Annotated in this window: 13 protein-coding genes; 7 read left to right on the forward strand and 6 right to left on the reverse strand. The window is 58.7% G+C overall.

Features of this window, described 5'->3' with window-relative positions; translation table 11 throughout:
* Both JWR14_RS15980 and JWR14_RS15985 read left to right on the forward strand, forming a co-directional pair.
* The coding region (locus JWR14_RS15980) for an exonuclease SbcCD subunit D C-terminal domain-containing protein (RefSeq protein ID WP_299708397.1) at positions 1-773 on the forward strand (773 nt) is incomplete at its 5' end.
* Positions 770-4,210 carry an AAA family ATPase gene (locus tag JWR14_RS15985; RefSeq protein ID WP_299708399.1) on the forward strand — a complete coding sequence of 1,147 codons (3,441 nt, stop codon included), beginning with the start codon at positions 770-772 and terminating at the stop codon, positions 4,208-4,210. The genes JWR14_RS15980 and JWR14_RS15985, both read left to right, overlap by 4 nt.
* Before the next feature lie 18 nt (positions 4,211-4,228).
* On the opposite strand, the gene JWR14_RS15990 is transcribed toward JWR14_RS15985, so the two are convergent.
* The 5 genes from JWR14_RS15990 to dnaA all read right to left on the reverse strand — a co-directional run bounded on the left by JWR14_RS15990 (position 4,229) and on the right by dnaA (position 13,941).
* Entirely contained in the window at positions 4,229-5,404 is a 1,176-nt protein-coding gene (locus JWR14_RS15990; RefSeq protein WP_299708401.1) for a tetratricopeptide repeat protein, read from the reverse strand.
* A 725-nt stretch (positions 5,405-6,129) separates the two neighbouring features.
* The gene (locus tag JWR14_RS15995; RefSeq protein ID WP_299708403.1) at positions 6,130-7,650 is read right to left on the reverse strand and encodes a Fic family protein; all 1,521 of its coding nucleotides are present in this window, start codon (positions 7,648-7,650) and stop codon (positions 6,130-6,132) included.
* Positions 7,651-8,150: 500 nt separating this feature from the next.
* Entirely contained in the window at positions 8,151-10,622 is a 2,472-nt protein-coding gene (gene gyrB / locus JWR14_RS16000) for a DNA topoisomerase (ATP-hydrolyzing) subunit B (protein WP_299708406.1), read from the reverse strand.
* Positions 10,623-10,779: 157 nt separating this feature from the next.
* The gene (dnaN, locus tag JWR14_RS16005) at positions 10,780-11,883 is read right to left on the reverse strand and encodes a DNA polymerase III subunit beta (RefSeq protein WP_299708408.1); all 1,104 of its coding nucleotides are present in this window, start codon (positions 11,881-11,883) and stop codon (positions 10,780-10,782) included.
* A 465-nt stretch (positions 11,884-12,348) separates the two neighbouring features.
* Entirely contained in the window at positions 12,349-13,941 is a 1,593-nt protein-coding gene (gene dnaA, locus JWR14_RS16010; protein WP_299708410.1) for a chromosomal replication initiator protein DnaA, read from the reverse strand.
* A 417-nt stretch (positions 13,942-14,358) separates the two neighbouring features.
* Between dnaA and rpmH the strand changes: the two genes are divergently transcribed.
* The 4 genes from rpmH (at position 14,359) to yidC (ending at position 17,169) form a co-directional block, all read left to right on the forward strand.
* Positions 14,359-14,493 carry a 50S ribosomal protein L34 gene (gene rpmH, locus JWR14_RS16015; protein ID WP_006998755.1) on the forward strand — a complete coding sequence of 45 codons (135 nt, stop codon included), beginning with the start codon at positions 14,359-14,361 and terminating at the stop codon, positions 14,491-14,493.
* A gap of 53 nt (positions 14,494-14,546) precedes the next feature.
* Positions 14,547-15,038 (forward strand): ribonuclease P protein component, encoded by a 492-nt coding sequence (gene rnpA, locus JWR14_RS16020; protein ID WP_299708422.1) that lies wholly within the window; start codon positions 14,547-14,549, stop codon positions 15,036-15,038.
* A 68-nt stretch (positions 15,039-15,106) separates the two neighbouring features.
* On the forward strand, positions 15,107-15,487 hold the full coding sequence (yidD, locus tag JWR14_RS16025; protein WP_299708424.1) for a membrane protein insertion efficiency factor YidD: 381 nt from the start codon (positions 15,107-15,109) through the stop codon (positions 15,485-15,487).
* Between the two features lie 8 nt (positions 15,488-15,495).
* The gene (gene yidC, locus JWR14_RS16030) at positions 15,496-17,169 is read left to right on the forward strand and encodes a membrane protein insertase YidC (RefSeq protein WP_299708426.1); all 1,674 of its coding nucleotides are present in this window, start codon (positions 15,496-15,498) and stop codon (positions 17,167-17,169) included.
* Between the two features lie 88 nt (positions 17,170-17,257).
* On the opposite strand, the gene JWR14_RS16035 is transcribed toward yidC, so the two are convergent.
* Positions 17,258-17,677, reverse strand: coding sequence for a transcriptional regulator (locus JWR14_RS16035; protein WP_299708428.1), 420 nt, complete (start codon positions 17,675-17,677; stop codon positions 17,258-17,260).
* 313 nt (positions 17,678-17,990) lie between these two features.
* On the opposite strand from JWR14_RS16035, the gene mnmE reads away from it, so the two are divergent.
* The coding region (mnmE, locus tag JWR14_RS16040; RefSeq protein WP_299708430.1) for a tRNA uridine-5-carboxymethylaminomethyl(34) synthesis GTPase MnmE at positions 17,991-19,031 on the forward strand (1,041 nt) is incomplete at its 3' end.

Here is a 19,031-nt window from a genome sequence, read left to right on the forward strand (position 1 = left end):
GCGAGAAACAGGAGTCGCTACAAGACGCGATTCACGCGCACTATCAGGCGCTCTTTGCGCTGGCGGAACAAAAGCGCCTGGAGCTTGGCGTGCATTTGCCGATCATCGCGACCGGTCATTTGACGACGGTCGGCGCGAGCGCGAGTGAATCGGTGCGTGAGATTTATGTGGGCGCGCTGGAAGCCTTTCCGACGAGCGCATTTCCGGCCGCCGATTACATCGCGCTCGGGCATATTCATCGGCCGCAGAAAGTAGGCGGGTTCGAGCACATCCGCTATAGCGGATCGCCAATACCACTCAGCTTCGACGAAGCCCGGCAACAGAAAGAGATGCTGCTTGTGGATGTTTCCGAGGACGGCCTTGAACGCGTGACCGTGCTCAATGTGCCGTGCTTCCAACAGTTATTGTCGGTGAAAGGATCGTTGAAAGAGCTCGAGGCTGCGGTCTCGGCGGCTGCGTCCCAGGTCGTTCAAGGCGAGATGGTGTGGCTTGAAATCGTGGTCTCCGCCGATGACTATCTCAGCGATCTCCAGTCGCGTATCCAGAAGATCACTGAAGACCTTCCGGTCGAAGTACTGCGCATTCGTCGCGAGCGTTCTTCTGCTGCCAGCACGCTGCAATCTCAAGCCAAGGAAACCCTGAACGAGCTCACGCCCGACGATGTATTCGCGCGCCGCCTGCAAACGGAGACGATCGGCGAGGAAACGCGCGTGCAGCTTTTATCGATGTATCGCGAGGTCGTGGCGCAGATTGGCGAGGCGGATGAAGCATGAAGATCCTGTCGTTGCGTTTGCGGAATCTGAATTCGCTGAAGGGCGAGTGGAAGATCGATTTCAGCCAGCCGCCGTTTCGTGACAACGGCCTATTCGCGATCACCGGTCCGACCGGCGCGGGCAAAACCACGTTGCTCGATGCAATCTGTCTCGCGCTCTATCACCGCACGCCGCGCATGGACACCATCTCGCAAGGAACGAACGAGCTGATGACACGGCACACGTTCGAATGCCTCGCGGAAGTGGAGTTCGAGGTGAAGGGCGAAGGGTATCGGGCGTTCTGGAGCCAACGTCGCGCACGCGATAAAGCAGACGGTAATCTGCAAGCGCCCAAGGTCGAACTCGCGCGTCTCGATGGCACGATCATGACCGAGCGGATCGTGGACAAGCTTCGGCTTGTGGAAAGCATCACCGGACTGGATTTCGGCCGCTTCACCAAGTCGATGATGCTCGCGCAAGGTGGCTTCGCCGCGTTCCTTGAAGCGAAGGCGAACGAACGCGCCGAGTTGCTGGAAGAACTCACCGGCACCGATATCTACGGCACGATCTCGCAGAACGTCTTCGAGCGGACGCGCAATGAGAAGCTTGCGCTGGATACGCTTCTGGTGCGCGCCGACGGTGTCCAGTTGCTGACTGATGAGCAGCGGACCGAATTGCAGCAGGAGTGCATTGGACTTGCCGCGCAGGAAACCGCACTTGCTAAGCAGGTCGAGACGACACGCGCGATGCAGACGTGGCGGCTCGCGTTATCGGAAGCGGAAACGCAGCTTGAACAGGCGCGGGCCAATCAACGGCAAGCAGACGTAAAGATCGCCGATGCCAAGCCTTCGCTCGACCGTCTCGCCGCGAGCGAGCCCGCCGAAAAGCTGCGCGCCGATCATACAGCGATGCTTTTAGCGCGCGAGAGACTCGCGGATACGTCGCGACAACTGGCGCTTTCGAAAGACGAAAAGCGCGCCGCTTCGCTCGATGCAGCGCGTGGTCTGCGTTCCGCATCAGTGACCAGTCGACGAATCGTGGAGCTCCGGCAAGATGCGCTAAATCGCGTGTTACTGGAAAGCAGGACCGTTCAGTCCGCACTCGATGAACATCCGCATCGACGCAAACTCGGTGAGCAGATCGTGCTGTGGCAACAGCACTTCGCTGCGCGCCGGCAGACGCTAGATGACATCGAGACAAATGCCGCAAAGCAGAAAGACTTGAGCGGTCTGATCGATAAGCTGGCGGTCGATATCTCTGCCAAACAGCTTGCCGTGCACGGCGCTGTGGCAGCAGCGGAACTCGCACGCAAGACGGAAGGCGAGCAACGCGCGAAGCTTTCGACCACGCTGGGCAGCGAGAGTGAAGCTGCGTTGAAAGCGCGTTGCCAGCTTCTTAACGAGCAGCATCATTTGTTTCGCAAGCTGGGGGATATCCGCGAAACGGTTGCACGCGGGACCAAGCAAGCCGCGCTGGATCGTAATGAGCGGACTCGGAAAAATGCATCGCTCGCCTCATTGAACGAGCAACGCGATCGACTTGCGAAAGACGTGGCGACGCTTGCTGAGCAAGTCGAGGACAAACGCAAGTTGCTGCATCAGGAGCAGCGCATTCTCGATCTCGCCGGACATCGCGCCGCGTTGCAACCCGGCGAAGCGTGTCCGTTATGCGGATCGACGGAGCATCCGTCCATCACTACCTATGCCGCGCTCGACGTCTCGGCGACCGAGCACGCATTGAAGGACAAACAGCTCGCGTTGCAGGGCAAAAATAAGGAAGCCTCGGCGACCGATGTCGCTATAGCGGCGTTGACTGCGGAGATCAAGGCGCTTGGGACGCGTATCGATGCATGGCTTGAAGACGAAGCCCGTCAAGCGGAGAACTGGCGAAAGCTGTGCGTCGATCTTGGACTCGAAGCCGTTGACCATGACGGACTCGAAACGCTCATGCAGGCGCACGTCGCAACGTTGAAACTTGCGCTGGACACGACCGTCGCGGTCGATCAGCAGGTATCGCTGATCAAGCAGCACGAAACTTCGCGGCATGCCGCGGAGCGCGCAGCGCTAGACCACCAGCACGCACTGAAGCTGCTCGAAGAGAGACAAATCGCTGAGCGGAAATCCTTGAAAGATGTCGCTGATCAAGCCGACCTCTTGCGAGCCGCGTCGCTCAAGAGAGAGCAGACGCTTGATGAATCGGTGACGTCCGTTGGTTATGCACGACCGGATTCCTGGACGCATTGGCAGCAATGGCTCACCGAGCGCGATGCAGAATGGAAGGCATGGCAGAAGGCATCGGAGCAGATTCGCACGTTGACGCAGCAAGCCGATCGGGCGAAGCACGCGGTTGAAGCCGCATCGGGCGAAGCCGCGAAGTGGTCCACGCGATGGGCCGATTGCGAGAAGGATTATGCGGAGTTGGAAACCGAAGCCGGCGTTGCCACGACCGCAGATCCCGATGCTGCGTTTTTATCGGCGATACAACGCTACGAAATTGCGCGCGACAAAGCTAACCTCGTCGAAGGCACCGAGCGCACGTTGACGCTGCAGCTGAGCGAAGACAAGGGACGCGCGGAGAAAACATCGGCGACATGGACAGTTGCGTTAAGCAAAAGCATCTTCGCCAATGAACAGGCGTTCTCCGAAGCGCTGCTGCCGAATGAAGAACGCGAGCGCCTGCAAACGCTGAAGCGCGAACTCGATGAACTGCTCACGAAGGTTCACACGCTGCGCACGACGGCGGAAAACCGTCGCGCGGAATTGTTGAAAGAGCCGAAGACCGAACTGGACGCTGATGCCTTGCAACGGTCGCTTGACGACATGCTCGCAACCTCGAAAGGCTTAAGCGAGAAACAAGGCGAACTCCGTGCGACGCTGAAAAACGACGACCGCTTGCGCGTGGAGAAGCAGGCGCTGTATCAACAGATCGACGCTCAACGCGCGCACCACGACTTGTGGCAACGCTTGAGCAGTCTGATCGGTTCCGCCGATGGCGCGAAGTATCGAAAGTTTGCGCAGGGCCTGACGCTCGATCATTTGATCTATCTCGCGAATCGGCAACTCACGCAATTGCATGGGCGTTATCAGTTGAACCGCAAGCTTGGCGGGGATCTGGAAATGGAAGTGCTCGATATGTGGCAAGGCGACGTTGCCCGGGACACACGCACGTTATCGGGAGGTGAAAGCTTCCTGGTGAGTCTTGCGTTGGCGCTGGCTTTATCGGATCTGGTGAGTTTCAAGACTTCCATCGACTCCCTGTTTCTCGATGAGGGGTTCGGCACGCTCGACGGCGAGACACTGGAGATTGCGCTCAACGCACTCGATTCGTTGAACGCGAGCGGCAAGATGATCGGTGTAATCAGTCATGTGGAAGCGCTCAAGGAGCGCATTCCGTTGCAGATCAGAGTGGCGAAAAGCGTGGGGATTGGCTTCTCGACGGTAGAAGTAGTGGGCGCTTGACGGGCGCGTAGTGGTCGCTTATTCGTCGCGGTGGATCACGATTTCCTGTGACGTGATCTTCTCAATTACGAAGAACGGCATGTCAAGACGCCATTCGCCGTTTTGCACGGTTGTCTGGTAGTCGAACAATGGCTTGCCTTCTGCCGAGTTAAAAATCAGTCTTTGCGTCGCGCCATCCGGCAGCGCGCTTTCGCCGCCAATTGCCTGATAGCTTGTATTGCTGCCGACGTGAAACTTGTCGGTATTCCATCGGTTTGGCGCATGCGGCGGGAACGGTTTGGCGTCGTGGAAACCGAACAGATCGTCGTGAGACAGGACACTTTTGCGCAATGTCGGCCACACGTTTTCACGCAGATAATGCTGGTCGATGAAACGGCCGCTATCCGCGTTCGTCGCAGCGAATCGCTGCATCGATTCAACCGCGTTGTGCAAGACGCCTGCGCATCCGCCCCATAAGCCCGCGAGAATCAATTCCGTGTGGGTGAAGTAGTCGCGGATGATGTGGAAGTAATACGGGCTTTCGACCCACTCCTGTACTGCCGCATATTCGCGCTCTGAGAGGAGCGCGTCGGCATCGCGGAGAAGGAAGCGTTTGACGCTGGAATCGTCGATAACCAGGAAGCGCCACATCAGCGGATGAACGCCTGAAGCGCGGTCCATGAAAACGACTTCGGCGCCCGCGTCTTTGAGTCTGCGTTGAACATGCTCGGGCACGGTTGCGTCGAGATATACGCGACATGTCCAGCCTTTGAAAACGTCGCGTGTTATCTCGGCGTTCATAACGGCGGGCTCGCAATATCGCGGATTCGATCCGAACAGCGAGTAAGCGATCACGTTTTCCGCGGGGTTCGCGGCGTTGAACGCGGGCGGTGGGGAATCAGGAATTGGCTCGCTCGGATCTGCGCCGCATTTTGCATCGGAAGCGCGTAAGGAGCGCAGTCCGTACTCGCGCATTTCTTCGGTTTTGCCCAACCAGCCGCAGACTTCCACCAAACCATCAAGCCAGGTCGCCGACGCCAGCTTGCGCTGGCTCGCTGGTGCATTGTGAATGCTCATGTATATCTTGTACGCATGATCGTAGGCTCCGGTGCGCATCAGGCACAACGCGTAGTCCGGCAGGATGGACATGTTACCGGGCGTGATCTGAAGCGCTTCTTCCGCGAATTTCGCACCGCTTTGATAATCTCCAGCCACGTACGCCGCCTGGAATTGTTCGGCAATTTTGGCTAAGCGCGCCTGCATAGCCGCAGGAGACTGGCGCATAGCGCCTGATTGTTTCGCTTGTTGAGAATTAGGTCGGGCCATGAGGCTTTATCGGTGGTTATCGAGCAGGCATGGTTCGTACGCGCGTTAGTGCAACAGCGACAAACCGCTCCCAGGTAACCGTGGACTTTAAACGGCGCAATGCCCGTTGCCGACGCTTGAGATCGTTTTTCACAATTTCGCGGGGTGAAATTGGGGGGCGCGGGTAGTTGCGGATGGCCTGGCTTTTGGTGGTCGAGCAGAAACCAACGCGCATCGAAGCAGCCGACCCGCGAATCGCCCCTAACCTCGTCATAAGAAAATCTGAGCGAAAGCGTCCGATACTTGACGGAGATAAGCACTACATGGCGCTACTGTCGGAAGCAGGCCCGTGTAGCCGTGTGCGTGCCGCACCGCGAACAACGTCAGTGACTGTGCGCGCACGCCGTGAAAGCCAGGCTGCCGGGCGATGCGCTCAAGCGTTTCAGTCAACGCCGCGCAGTGTCCCGAAGTGACATTCGCGAAATCCTCCCGAATCGCGGATTCTGTCTCCCTGCGTCGAAAAATCCGTTCTTGGCTCGTGAAATTTTCACGACACTAGGATTTTTTCGCTTGTTCCTCGAAAAACATGCAGATTTTCGGATGCGCTCGGCAAGCGTCCGCGGGTTGGCTGCGAATCAGGGGGAGTCGGCGTCCGCAGCGTCGACTGAACCGCCGCCTGTGGCGTCGGGAAAAGATTCCCTGACCACTTCCTCAATGCGAGCGATAACGCTCTCGGGCAGGAAATAGTATTGCTTGCGCTTGTTTGCCGAGAGCTTTCCATTGTTGGACTTCACCATGCGAATGAGGGCCGACAGGTCCGACTGCCTCAGGTCGAACTCCGCGTCCAACTGCCTGAAAGCTTCGTCGTAGCCGCTGAGCCAGCGGAGCTTCTCCGGCAGTTCTGTCCGGATGGCCTCCACCAGCATCTCGTGCAAGAAACGCACTTCCCGACTGGCGTCAAAGAAACGATACGGACGGCCTCCCGGATTCCGGGTCACTAGCGGAACTGGGTCGCTCATCACGTAGTCCCACAACCGGGTGGTTGGGACCGAAAAGCCTTTGAGAACTTCAGCGTATTCTGCTTCGTGACGAAGGATGACAGCTGAAACCGGAACGATGGCTCCGCCACGCAGGCGTCGCGCGCCGTTAAGCACATGGTGGATGATGAAGCGATGAATCCGGCCATTGCCATCCAGGAAGGGGTGCAGGTAGACGAATCCGAAAGCGGCGCATGCGGCTCTTACCAGGGTATTCGGGCAGCGAAGGCCGATTTCGTTGATGAAATGCTCCCAGCCTGTCATTGCCCGCGGAAGGTCTTCAGGAGGAGGCGGAAAGAAGGTGACGCGGCGCGTGCCATCCTCGAGCCAGTTCTGCTTCGTCCGATAGGACGCCTCCTGGCTGAACACCTCGCGAACGATGATGTTCTGCAGGCTGACCAGCCAATCCTCTGTCACCAGCTTCTCTTCGCCAGCGTGAGCCAGGAGCTGAACAAACCGTTCAGCCTTGTCCGCGCTGGGTTTTTCTCGTTCGATGCTGAAACTGCTCCGCGTCTCCGACAGGTAGAGGTAGCTGACAGCCCGGGCATAAAGCGTCGGGTCCGTCAGGCTGTCCAGTGTCTCGGACGCTTCGTTGAGAAGCTCATCGAGCGTCGGGCTTTCTGGTAGGGCCGAACGGCGCACGAGTGGGCAGAAGGCAGGGGTACCTGGCAGATTATCCCGGACGCGAAACTTCGAATTGTTCGCCGGGCGTTCGGCAGTGAAATACTCATCTTTTGGAAGCGCGTCGACGTATGGGCCTGTCGGTGTGGCTTCAACGGACAGGTTTTTGCCGGTTAGCCATTCCCACAGGAAGCAGGCCCGGCGGATGTGCGCCCCATTGGGCGACTCTGTGAGGCGGCGAACGAGCTCTGTGTCGGACACGTGCTCGAACACGGCGTCGATGACTTCGAGGTTCACACCCTCGTGGCGCAGGGCGAACTCAAGATGACCCACCGGCGTCGATTCGAGCGCGACGTTGCGTGGGAACCAGAATCCATTGTGCGCAGGTACTCGCCGATTCACTGAGCCGCTAATGAAGCAGGGGTGCGTGAGCGGCCGGACAGGCAGGTTAAAGGTTCGGATCAGGTGCTCGTAACCGACAGGTTCCAGACTGGCCATGGACTCGAGATTTTTTCACTTGATTCGAAATTTTATCACTCAAAGGTATTTTTCTAGGTTTTTATCGAGAATTATTCACGACAGGCCAGATTTGGAGAGACCGCATCTACCGACAAGACGCGCATTCGCTAGAGAAGCAAACCGGGCCACTCTTACTACGATGCTCTGGCGCCCAAGAAGTCGCTGTGCGTGAGCTGGCCGATGCGGTCTCTGGCAAAATCGCTTTCACTACACTGGGCTGAAGCGCAAGCGAGACCGCAGACCAGCGCAGACAGCAGAAGTCGGGCTGAGAAGCCCCTCCCTGATTGTTGTCCAGACTGAAAAACGACGGCCACCTCGATGAGGTGGCCGTCGTTCTCGGAGCTGTGACTTTATTCGCGCAGCTGTGACTTTAATTAGGTACCACCAAACTGAGTCATCGGAGCTCATCCATCAAAAAATTTTCAGTGGATGGGTCGCAAAATCTCAGGCTATGGTTCCCGCTACAGATAATCACGATCTCAAACATCAATATTCCCCGCCCGCAACGCGTTCGATTCAATAAACGCGCGACGCGGTTCAACGTCATCACCCATCAACGTCGTGAAGATGCCATCGGCTGCAATTGCGTCTTCGATCTGAACCCGCAACAAACGGCGCACGGTCGGGTCCATCGTCGTTTCCCACACCTGCGATGGGTTCATCTCGCCCAAGCCCTTATACCGCTGCTTGGTCACGTTGCGCTCCGCATCCGCAATCAACCACTTCATCGCGCTCTTGAAATCGGTCACCGCCATCGACCGCTCGCCGCGCTTGATCACCGCACCCGGCCCGATCAAGCCCTTGAACGTATTCGCGGTCGTCTGCAGTTGCTTGTAATCCGCGGTCAACTGGAAGTCTTCGTCGATCACCGACGTCTTCACGTTCCCATGATGCCGGCGATTGATATGCAGCGACCGGACTTCGCGCACCGTGTCATAAGCCGGCACAACAGTCACTTCCGGCTTCAACGGATCGGCACGCAACGCAGCCTGCAAAGCGGCGGCCGAAGCGACGGTGGATTCTTGCGTCGATAAATCCAGCTCGATGCCATCCATCACTGCGCCAAGTGCATTGACGTCGTAGAACCGGCTGAGACGATCCACCACCGCTTGCGCGAGCAAATAAGCGCGCGCCAACTCACCGAGCGCGTCGCCGGTGATCGGCGTGGCGCCTTCAGCCGCGGTCAGCTCCGAGCCCTGCAACGCCAGCTTCAACATATGCTGATTCAGTTCGTGCGTGTCCTTCAAATACCGCTCGTCTTTGCCCGCCTTGATCTTGTAAAGCGGCGGTTGTGCGATGTAGATAAACCCGCGCTCCACAATCTCCGGCATCTGCCGATAAAAGAACGTCAACAGCAGCGTACGAATGTGCGCACCGTCCACGTCCGCGTCGGTCATGATGATGATGCGGTGATAACGCAGCTTCTCAAGGTTGTAATCGTCCTTGCCGAGTCCAGTCCCGAGCGCGGTGACCAGCGTCACGATCTGCTCCGATGAAATCAGCTTGTCGAAACGCGCGCGCTCCACGTTCAGCACCTTGCCGCGCAAGGGCAAAATGGCCTGGAACTTCCGATCACGCCCTTGCTTCGCCGATCCACCTGCAGAGTCACCCTCGACGATATAAATCTCGGACTTCGCCGGATCCTTTTCCTGGCAATCAGCCAGCTTGCCCGGCAAACCAACGCCGTCCAGCACGCCTTTACGCCGCGTCATTTCGCGCGCTTTACGTGCGGCGTCGCGAGCCCGCGCTGCATCGATAATCTTGTTCGTGATGATCTTCGCGTCGTTCGGCGTTTCCTGCAGGAACTCCTCAAGCGCCTTGGCGACCACGTCTTCCACCGGCGCGCGCACTTCCGACGACACCAGCTTGTCCTTCGTCTGCGAGCTGAATTTCGGCTCCGGCACTTTCACTGACAGCACGCACGACAAACCTTCGCGCATGTCGTCGCCGCTCGTCTCGATCTTCGCCTTCTTCGCGATATCGTGGTCGGTGATGTACTTGTTCAGCACCCGCGTCATGGCCGCGCGCAGGCCGGTCAAGTGCGTGCCGCCATCGCGCTGCGGAATGTTGTTCGTAAAGCACAGCACGCTTTCGTTGTAGCTGTCGTTCCACTGCATGGCCACTTCGACCGTGACGTTGTCCTTCTCGCCAATCGCGTGGAATACGTTCGGATGCAGCACTTGCTTCGCTTTGTTGATGTATTCAACAAAGCCCTTTACGCCGCCGATGAACGCGAAATCATCTTCCTTGCCGTCACGCTGATCGGTCAGACGAATCCGCACACCGTTATTCAGGAACGACAATTCGCGCATGCGCTTGGCGAGAATGTCGTAGTGGAATTCCACGTTGCCGAAAATGGTGATGTCGGGCATGAAATGCACTTCGGTACCGCGATTTTCGGTGTCGCCAACAACAGGCATAGGCGAGTACGTAATGCCGTCCTCGGTCACGAGTTCGCGGTTTTGCACCACGCCCTGGCGAAACTCCATGAAGTGCTTCTTGCCGTCGCGGCGCACGGTGAGGCGCAGCCATTCAGACAGGCCGTTCACGCACGACACGCCCACGCCGTGCAAACCGCCCGACACCTTGTAGCTGTTCTGGTCGAACTTGCCGCCGGCGTGCAACTCGGTCATCACGATTTCGGCGGCACTGCGCTTCGGATCATGCTTGTCGTCGAGCTTCAGGCCTGTCGGCACACCGCGGCCGTTGTCAGTCACGGAGATGGAGTTATCGGCGTGAATGGTGACGTGGATGTCGTTGCAATGGCCGGCGAGCGCTTCGTCGATGGAGTTGTCCAGCACTTCGAAAACGAGGTGGTGCAGACCCGTGCCATCCGACGTATCGCCGATATACATCCCTGGCCTCTTGCGGACCGCCTCCAGACCCTCGAGGATCTGAATGGAGGATGCGCCGTAAGCGTTGTCGGGTTGCGAAATTGGGTTTTCAGTCATGGGTTTTTTTCCGGTTCTGCGTCACTACGGGGTCGTTACTGGGTCACTACGCGGTCACTGCGGGGTTGCTGCGCGGTCGCTGCATGAGACTTTTCGAAACGCCTTAAAAATGCCAAAGGGGCAATGCGCCCCTTGGAAGTTTTTAGTTTTGGCCGCGTCAGATGCGCATTGGCATCACCACATATTTGAACTCGTCGTTCTCGGGAATCGTGATCAAGGCGCTTGAGCTAGCGTCGCCGAGACTCACTTGCAGCATGTCGATCTTCAGGTTCGCGAGCACGTCGAGCAAATACGTGACGTTGAAGCCGATGTCCACGCTGTCGCCTTGATACGCGATTTCCAGCTCTTCCTGCGCTTCTTCCTGGTCGGCGTTGGTCGACATGATCTTCAACTGGCCCGGCTCGATCAGGCAACGCACGCCTTTGAACTTGTCCGACGTCAAAATGGCGGCTCGCTGCAGCGAACGCTGCAATTCTTCGCGCCCAATCAGGAACGTGTTCTTGTGCGACTTCGGGATCACGCGCTGGAAGTCCGGGAATTTGCCTTCCACGAGCTTCGACACGAGTTCGACCTGGCCGAACGTGAACTTGACCTGGCTTGCCGCAATGTCGATCACCAGCAAGTCGTCAATGTCTTCAAGCAGGCGCTGCAATTCAAGGATGGTCTTGCGCGGGATGATCACTTCCTGGCGCGGGAACGATCCCTCGATTTTCATCGATGAAAACGCGAGCCGGTGGCCGTCCGTTGCAACTGCCATCAACTGGTCGCCGTCGACCACCAGCAGCATGCCGTTCAGGTAATAGCGGATGTCCTGCTGCGCCATGGCGAAGTGGACCATGCCGAGTAATTGCCGGAAGGTCTTTTGCGGAACCGACAGGCTCGCGCCAAACTCCGTAGCCTGGTTGACGGTCGGGAACTCATCGGCAGCAAGCGTCTGCAGCGCAAAGCGGCTTTTGCCGGAGCGCACGGTCAGCTTCTTGTCGGTGAGATCGAGCGACACTTCTCCCGGCGGCATGGCGCGCAGGATGTCGAGCAGCTTGCGCGCGGCTACGGTGGTGGCGACCTGATCGCTGCCGGTGCCGAAATCGGCACGCGTGGTGATCTGAAGTTCTAGATCGGTCGAGAGGAACGACACGTCGGCGCCAGTCTTGGTAATCAGCAAATTGGCGAGGATCGGCAACGTATGACGGCGTTCGACGATTCCGCTCACGGTTTGCAGCGGCCTTAGGAGATTATCTCGTTCGGTCTTGACCAGTTGCATAGAGTTCCTTCGTTGATGTGACGGCCGTCCGCCGCGTGTGTCCCCCGCTTTTGCCACCGCTTTTTGAGAAGCGTTTGCCACCGCATGGATGACCTTCGGACGGTCTCGTGTCACGCGCTTGCAGCGATTGCCACCCGCACGTGCCAGGCTTGCGCCAAAACGCCGCCCAGCGCCGCTGGACGGTCAAACCCGTATTGTGCCTCAAAACCTGACCGCCCCCTGAAAATGGGGGCAATTTCGTCAATAAACAGGCCCATTTTTTGACGCTTTTTGTGGCGCTTTTGGGCGCAGGCGGCAAACGACCGTGCGCATCATCATCAGCGGCCGTTCGAAGCGTTTTCGGCGCCCGCATGCCCCCTGCTGATTCGGCGTTGGCTTGGGGCCATTTATCGTCGGCTGCCCGGGACAGCGGCCGCTTTCCCGCATTTCCAACGCTTTTAGCGTCCGCCCTGCCGCCCGGAACGCTCAACCTTTCAGCGTTTGCTCGAGCACGTGCAGTTCGTGGTTCAACTGGGCGTCCGTACCCCGTTCCGCCGAGATTTTCCGCACGGCGTGCAGCACCGTGGTGTGGTCGCGCCCGCCGAACAGTTCGCCGATCTCCGGCAAGCTCTTCTGCGTGAGTTCCTTCGCCAGATACATGGCGATCTGACGCGGCCGCGCGATGTTCGCCGGCCGCTTCTTGGAATACATGTCGGCGACCTTGATGTTGTAGAAGTCCGCCGCCGTCTTCTGGATGTTTTCCACCGATATCTGCCGGTTCTGTACCGTCAGCAGGTCTTTCAGCGCTTCCTTCGTCAACTCGATCGAAATCTCGCGGCCGTGGAATCGCGAGAAAGCCAGGATCTTGCGCAACGCGCCTTCCAGCTCACGCACATTCGAGCGCAAATGTTTCGCGACAAAAAATGCCACATCCTCGGACAAACTCACGCCTTCCGATTGCGCTTTGCGCATCAGGATGGCCACGCGCATTTCAAGCTCCGGCGGTTCGATCGCGACCGTGAGTCCGGAGTCGAAGCGCGAAATCAGCCGGTCATCGATACCCGAAATCTCCTTCGGGTACGTATCGCTCGTGATAATCACCTGCGCCTTGTTCGCCACCAGCGCCTCGAACGCGTAGAAGAACTCTTCCTGCGTCCGCGATTTACCCGAAAAGAATTGAATATCGTCGATCAGCAGCAGGTCGAGCGAATGGTAATAACGCTTGAAATCGTCGAAAGCCTTGCGCTGGTAGGCCTTCACCACGTCCGACACGTATTGCTCCGCATGGATGTAGCGAATGCGCGCGCCGGCCTTGTCCTGCAACAACTGATTGCCGATTGCGTGAATCAGGTGAGTCTTGCCCAGGCCCACACCGCCGTACAGGAACAACGGGTTGTACGAGATGCCGGGGTTATCGGCGACCTGGATCGCGGCAGCACGGGCGAGCTGATTCGCCTTGCCGGTCACGAAGTTGTCGAAGGTAAGAACAGGGTTGAGCTTCGAACGCTCGTAAGCCGTATCGTTTTCCCCATTCGACGACGCCGTGCCGCCCGGCCGCCATGTCCGGCGCGCCGCGGCAGCTTCGTTGGCGTCGAGGCTCGGCAGGTCGAGATCACCGTTGTCGGACTGATCGTTATGTTGCAGGGTTTGCGCGTGCTGAGCGGCTTCTGCTGCGAGCGCGTTGATGTGGGCGCTCGCGTTCGCGTGGCCGCCGTTGCTTCTTTCAGCGGGCTGAAACGCGGGACGGTGCACAGGCGGGGAAGCAGGCGCACCGGCGGTAACAGACGAAACCGGCGGCACGGGTGCGCCGCCCATCGCTTTGCGCGCAGTCGCTTTTGGGTCCAGAACGAACTGGATATCTACAGGCACGTGCCAGAATTCCCGGGCCATGTCTGCGATACGGCCAGAAAACTGACTTTTCACCCAGTCGAGCTTGAACCGATTGGGCGCGGCGATGCGCAGCGTGCTCGCATCGGCATCGAAGTCGACCAGGGCCAGCGGTTTGATCCATGTGACGTACTGCTGCGGCGTGAGTTCGCGCTCCAGCAATGCGGAACAGTGTTGCCAAAAATCGTTCATCGAATGCAGTCGTTAGGGTTTACCGCGGGTCCTGCCGCCGCCCTTGCCGCCACTCGGCGACGAGGCCCGGTGCGCGCGGGCAAGCGTGCCCCAAAGCCTTGTCCACCATGCTTTTGCAGGCGGTACAGCGGACCGGGACAACGCGCGGTTACGTCGGATTGAGCGGAGATTCTAACGCCAAATGCAACCGCGGCGCGAGTTATCCACAGGGACGGACCATGCGGCCTATTGAATCGCCAAGCCTGTGGACTTCTTCGAAAACCGCTCGCCATGCCCCATAACCTATTGACGGTCAATAGGAAAACGGTTTAAATAGCGGGTTCCGCAAAACCCGAATTCTTGTACCACCGGCCGGTACGTCGCCTTTTTGTCGCTTACGTATGGCCGGCGGTCCGTTTTTACCCAAGTGAGACCAACATGAAACGCACTTACCAACCTTCCGTTACCCGCCGCAAGCGTACCCATGGCTTTCGCGTCCGTATGAAGACGGCCGGCGGCCGCAAGGTGATCAACGCACGTCGCGCGAAGGGCCGCAAGCGCCTGGCTGTTTAAGGTCGCTGTTGACGGCGCGCCCCGGCACTCGCCCAGACGCGTGCGACGGCCAGGTGCGCAGCACGACCAGCTCCGGACAGGAAACCAGTCAGTTGCGAGCGAGTGCCGCGTTCCCCAAGGCCGCAAGGCTGCTGAAAACGGATGAATACTCATCCGTTTTTCGTTTGCGCCCCTGGCGCCGGTCTCCGCATTTTGTCCTGTATGGCAAGCCGACCGGCAATGAGGCGCGACTGGGCCTGGTTATTGGCAAGAAGTTTGCGCCGCGTGCGGTGACGCGTAACCTGATCAAGCGGTTGGCGCGCGAGGCATTCCGGCTTCGGCGTGCAGAGCTTGGCGGCTGGGATATCCTGCTGCGGCTGCATGCGAAAATTGACCGCAAGGCCATGCCGAGCGCGAAATCGCCGCCGCTGCGTACGTTGTTTCGCGAAGAGATCGACGGCCTGCTTGACCGTGCAGTGCGCGAAGCCGCTCGACGTACTGAAAGCGTGGGTGAGCAGGGTGCATCGCCCATCGTCAACGACCCACCCGCGCCTGCGGGCTCATGAGCCGCTTCAGGCGCACACCGGCTTGGTCCGGCGTCGACCCGAGCGCGAATTCTATGCAGACGGCACGAATGGCAGAAACGGCGTTGATCGCCTTATTACGCTTCTACAAGGTTGCGGTGAGCCCCATGCTCGGCAACCGGTGCCGCTTTTACCCATCGTGTTCTGACTACGCGCGCGAAGCAATCCAGTATCATGGCGCCGCGCGTGGCTCATTCCTCGCAGCAAAACGTCTGTGCCGCTGCCATCCTTTTTCGGCTGGCGGCATCGATCTGGTCCCCGTGCCTCCGTCCGCCGCCGGCTGCGTTCAGCAGGATGGCGCGTCAGCGGCCGACCCAGTCGACGACTCTGCCCCGAGCTCATCGGATTCGCCAAATCCTTCGCCGGATCCGGCAAATTCAGTGAGTTCAAACCCCCACGGCGCCAATAACGCGCTCTTCGATCGACACTGAGACAACGCATGGATATCAAACGTACCGTCCTATGGGTCATCTTTTTCATGTCGGCTGTCATGCTGTTCGACAACTGGCAACGTGACCATGGGCGCCCGTCGATGTTCTTCCCGAGCGCCGTCCCGACCAAGACGGTCGGCAGCGCTGCACCGGGAACCACGACGCCGGGCACGCAAGCCGCCGATTTGCCAGCAACCCCTGGCGTACCCGGCGCACCGGTCGCGCCTGGTTCGAATGCACCCGCATCCGCCGCAGACCAGCTCGTGAATTTCTCCACGGACGTCTACTCCGGCCAGATCGATACGCGCGGCGGCACGCTTTCGAAGCTGTCGCTCGTGAAGGAAGGCGACGGCAAGCAGCCGGATCTGTACATCACGCTCTTCGATCGCACCGCGACACACACGTATCTCGCGCGCACCGGCCTGCTCGGCGGCGACTTCCCGAACCACAACGACGTCTACACGCTCGTGCCGGGCAGCCAGACGACGATGGGTGACGGCAAGACGATGTCGATCTCCTTCGAGTCGCCGGTCAAGGGTGGCGTGAAGGTCATCAAGACCTACACGTTCACGCGCGGCAGCTATGTGATCGGTGTCGACACGAAGGTTCAGAACGTCGGCACTGCGCCGGTTACGCCGCGCCTTTATATGGAACTCGTGCGTGACGATTCGCCGGTGGAAACGCCGCGCTTCTCGCACACGTTCATTGGGCCGGCTGTTTATACCGAGCAGCATCACTTCCAGAAGATGACGTTCAGCGACATCGACAAGGGCAAGGAAGATTTCGCGACCTCTGCGGATAACGGCTGGGTTGCGATGGTGCAGCATTACTTTGCGTCGGCGTGGATTCCGCAGCAGGGCGTGAAGCGCGATATCTACGTGCAGAAGATCGATCCCGCGCTGTATCGCGTAGGCGTGCAGCAGCCGTTGGCGACTATTGCGCCCGGGCAGACGATTGACGTGCAATCGCGGCTTTTTGCTGGTCCTGAAGAAGAGCGGATGTTGGAAGGCGTCGCGCCGGGTCTTGAGCTCGTGAAGGACTACGGCATGGTGACGATCATCGCCAAGCCGCTGTTCTGGCTGCTTGAGAAGATCCATAGCTATGTGGGCAACTGGGGCTGGTCGATCATCCTGCTCACATTGTTGATCAAGGCCGTGTTCTTCCCGTTGTCAGCGGCAAGCTACAAGTCGATGGCACGGATGAAGACCATCACGCCGCGGATGACGCAATTGCGTGAACGGTATAAGGGCGATCCGCAGAAGATGAATTCGGAGCTGATGGCGCTCTATAAAACCGAGAAGGTGAATCCGTTCGGCGGCTGTCTGCCGGTCGTTGTGCAGATTCCGGTGTTCATCTCGCTGTATTGGGTGTTGCTGTCGTCTGTGGAAATGCGCGGTGCGCCGTGGGTCTTGTGGATTCACGACTTGTCGCAGGCCGATCCGTTCTACATCCTGCCGGTGCTGATGGCTGTTTCCATGTTCCTGCAAACGCGGTTGAATCCCACGCCGCCGGACCCGGTTCAGGCCAAGATGATGATGTTCATGCCGTTGGCGTTCTCGGTGATGTTCTTCTTCTTCCCGTCAGGACTGGTGCTGTATTACGTCGTGAATAACGTTCTTTCCATTGCGCAGCAGTATTACATCACGCGCATGATGGGACAGAAGAAGGTGGCGAAGGCTTAATGGTTTGACCTTCGGTTGGATTGAAAACACCCGGCTTGCCGGGTGTTTTTGTTTCTGTGAAATGTTACGTTCGGTTTGCGTATGCGTTTTACCGTTTCCCGCCCGCCCCATAAAACTGGTCGATCAGCTCTTCCAGCAAATACCGGTGGTGCGGCGAAAGCGCCTCGATCTTCGAAGCCAGTTCGAGCGTCTCCTCCGATGCCGGATACTTTTCATCGTGCGTAATCGGCTTCGGCGAATTTTGCGGATTCCCGCTTGGCGGTGGTCCGTAGTGAAGCCAGTGCTGCTCGACCTTGAACCATTCAGCGAGTGTCGCCAGTTTGTCGGTAGTGGGAATTGAACGCGCGGTCAGCCACTTGTGCGTGGTTTGCGGCGACACGGGTTCGCCGTGATAACGCAAATTGAAATGCAAAGCGAGATCGGTTGCACCGCGCATTTTCTCGGGCGCGCGTGTCATCGAAAATTTGAGCCGATCCGAAAAATCGGTTTTCTCTTTGGGTGTTGGCATGGTCGCGATTGTGCGAGGCAAACGCTGTGACGGAGTCAACCGCCTACGCTAGATATGGCGCATCTTTCTCATTTTTAGCGCGCTCAGGAAAAATAACTCAAGAATGCAGCCATGACCTATTGATAGGTGTGACCCAATACCGATCACATTTGCACTCAATGAAACGATGCATCCCGACAGTTATTCCTATGGTCGATCATATCTCACATAAGATAAATTGAGAATCGTCCTAACAACTCGTGCGGACCAGCGAAACGAAGGCGCCACGCTACAATGCCGCCACTCGTTCACTCGCGTTCCGCTGGAAACAACCATGTCCAATAACGACACCGATCCGATTGTCGCGATCGCCACCGCGCCGGGGCGTGGGGGTATCGGCGTGATCCGGCTGTCGTTCGGGCGAGCGGGTGAAGCCGCGGCAAGGCACGCAATGCTGGCGCTGTGCGGCCAGTTGCTCGACGCGCGGCACGCGAGCTATGTGCCGTTTATCGATGCACGTGGTGAGGCGATCGATCGCGGGATTGCACTGTATTTCCCAGCGCCGCACTCCTACACCGGCGAACATGTGCTCGAGTTGCAGGGGCACGGCGGTCCGATCGTGCTGCAACTGCTGTTGCAGCGTGCTATTGATACCGGTCGTGAATTCGGCGTGCGGCTGGCCGAACCAGGTGAGTTCACACGTCGCGCCTTCCTCAACGACAAGCTCGATCTGGCACAGGCCGAGGCTGTAGCGGATCTGATCGAGGCGAGCACGGAAGCCGCGGCGCGCTCCGCGGGCCGCTCACTCGATGGCGCTTTCTCGCGCGAAATCCATGCGCTGGTGGAAGACGTGATCACGTTGCGCATGCTGGTTGAAGCGACGCTCGATTTCCCCGAGGAGGAGATCGATTTCCTGGAGGCCGCCGATGCTCGCGGCAAGCTCGCCCGCATCCGGGCCTTGCTCGACAAAGTGCTCGCCGACGCTCGTCAGGGCGCGCTGCTGCGCGAGGGGTTATCGGTCGTGCTGGCGGGGCAGCCGAACGTGGGCAAATCGTCGTTGCTGAACGCGTTGGCCGGCGCGGAACTCGCCATTGTCACGCCGATTGCCGGCACCACGCGCGACAAGGTCACGCAGACTATTCAGATTGAAGGCATTCCACTGCATGTAATCGATACCGCCGGCCTGCGCGAAACTGAAGACGAGGTGGAGCGGATCGGCATCGAGCGGACATGGGGGGAAATCGGCCGCGCGGATGTCGTCCTGCATCTCCTGGACGCGCGCGAGGCGCTGAGCGCCGACGATGCAGCAATCTCGGCGCGTTTTCCGACGGGCGTGCCGGTCGTGCGTGTGCTGAACAAGGCGGATCTGGCGGGC

Origin of the sequence: Caballeronia sp., from assembly GCF_028292365.1 — a bacterium.
Lineage (GTDB): Bacteria > Pseudomonadota > Gammaproteobacteria > Burkholderiales > Burkholderiaceae > Caballeronia.

Coding starts and splice junctions, on each gene's coding strand:
- JWR14_RS15985 (WP_299708399.1), top strand. CDS start 770: ATGAAGATCCTGTCGTTGCGTTTGCGGAATCTGAATTCGCTGAAGGGC.
- JWR14_RS15995 (WP_299708403.1), bottom strand. CDS start 7,650: ATGGCCAGTCTGGAACCTGTCGGTTACGAGCACCTGATCCGAACCTTT.
- gyrB (WP_299708406.1), bottom strand. CDS start 10,622: ATGACTGAAAACCCAATTTCGCAACCCGACAACGCTTACGGCGCATCC.
- dnaN (WP_299708408.1), bottom strand. CDS start 11,883: ATGCAACTGGTCAAGACCGAACGAGATAATCTCCTAAGGCCGCTGCAA.
- dnaA (WP_299708410.1), bottom strand. CDS start 13,941: ATGAACGATTTTTGGCAACACTGTTCCGCATTGCTGGAGCGCGAACTC.
- rpmH (WP_006998755.1), top strand. CDS start 14,359: ATGAAACGCACTTACCAACCTTCCGTTACCCGCCGCAAGCGTACCCAT.
- yidD (WP_299708424.1), top strand. CDS start 15,107: ATGGCAGAAACGGCGTTGATCGCCTTATTACGCTTCTACAAGGTTGCG.
- yidC (WP_299708426.1), top strand. CDS start 15,496: ATGGATATCAAACGTACCGTCCTATGGGTCATCTTTTTCATGTCGGCT.
- JWR14_RS16035 (WP_299708428.1), bottom strand. CDS start 17,677: ATGCCAACACCCAAAGAGAAAACCGATTTTTCGGATCGGCTCAAATTT.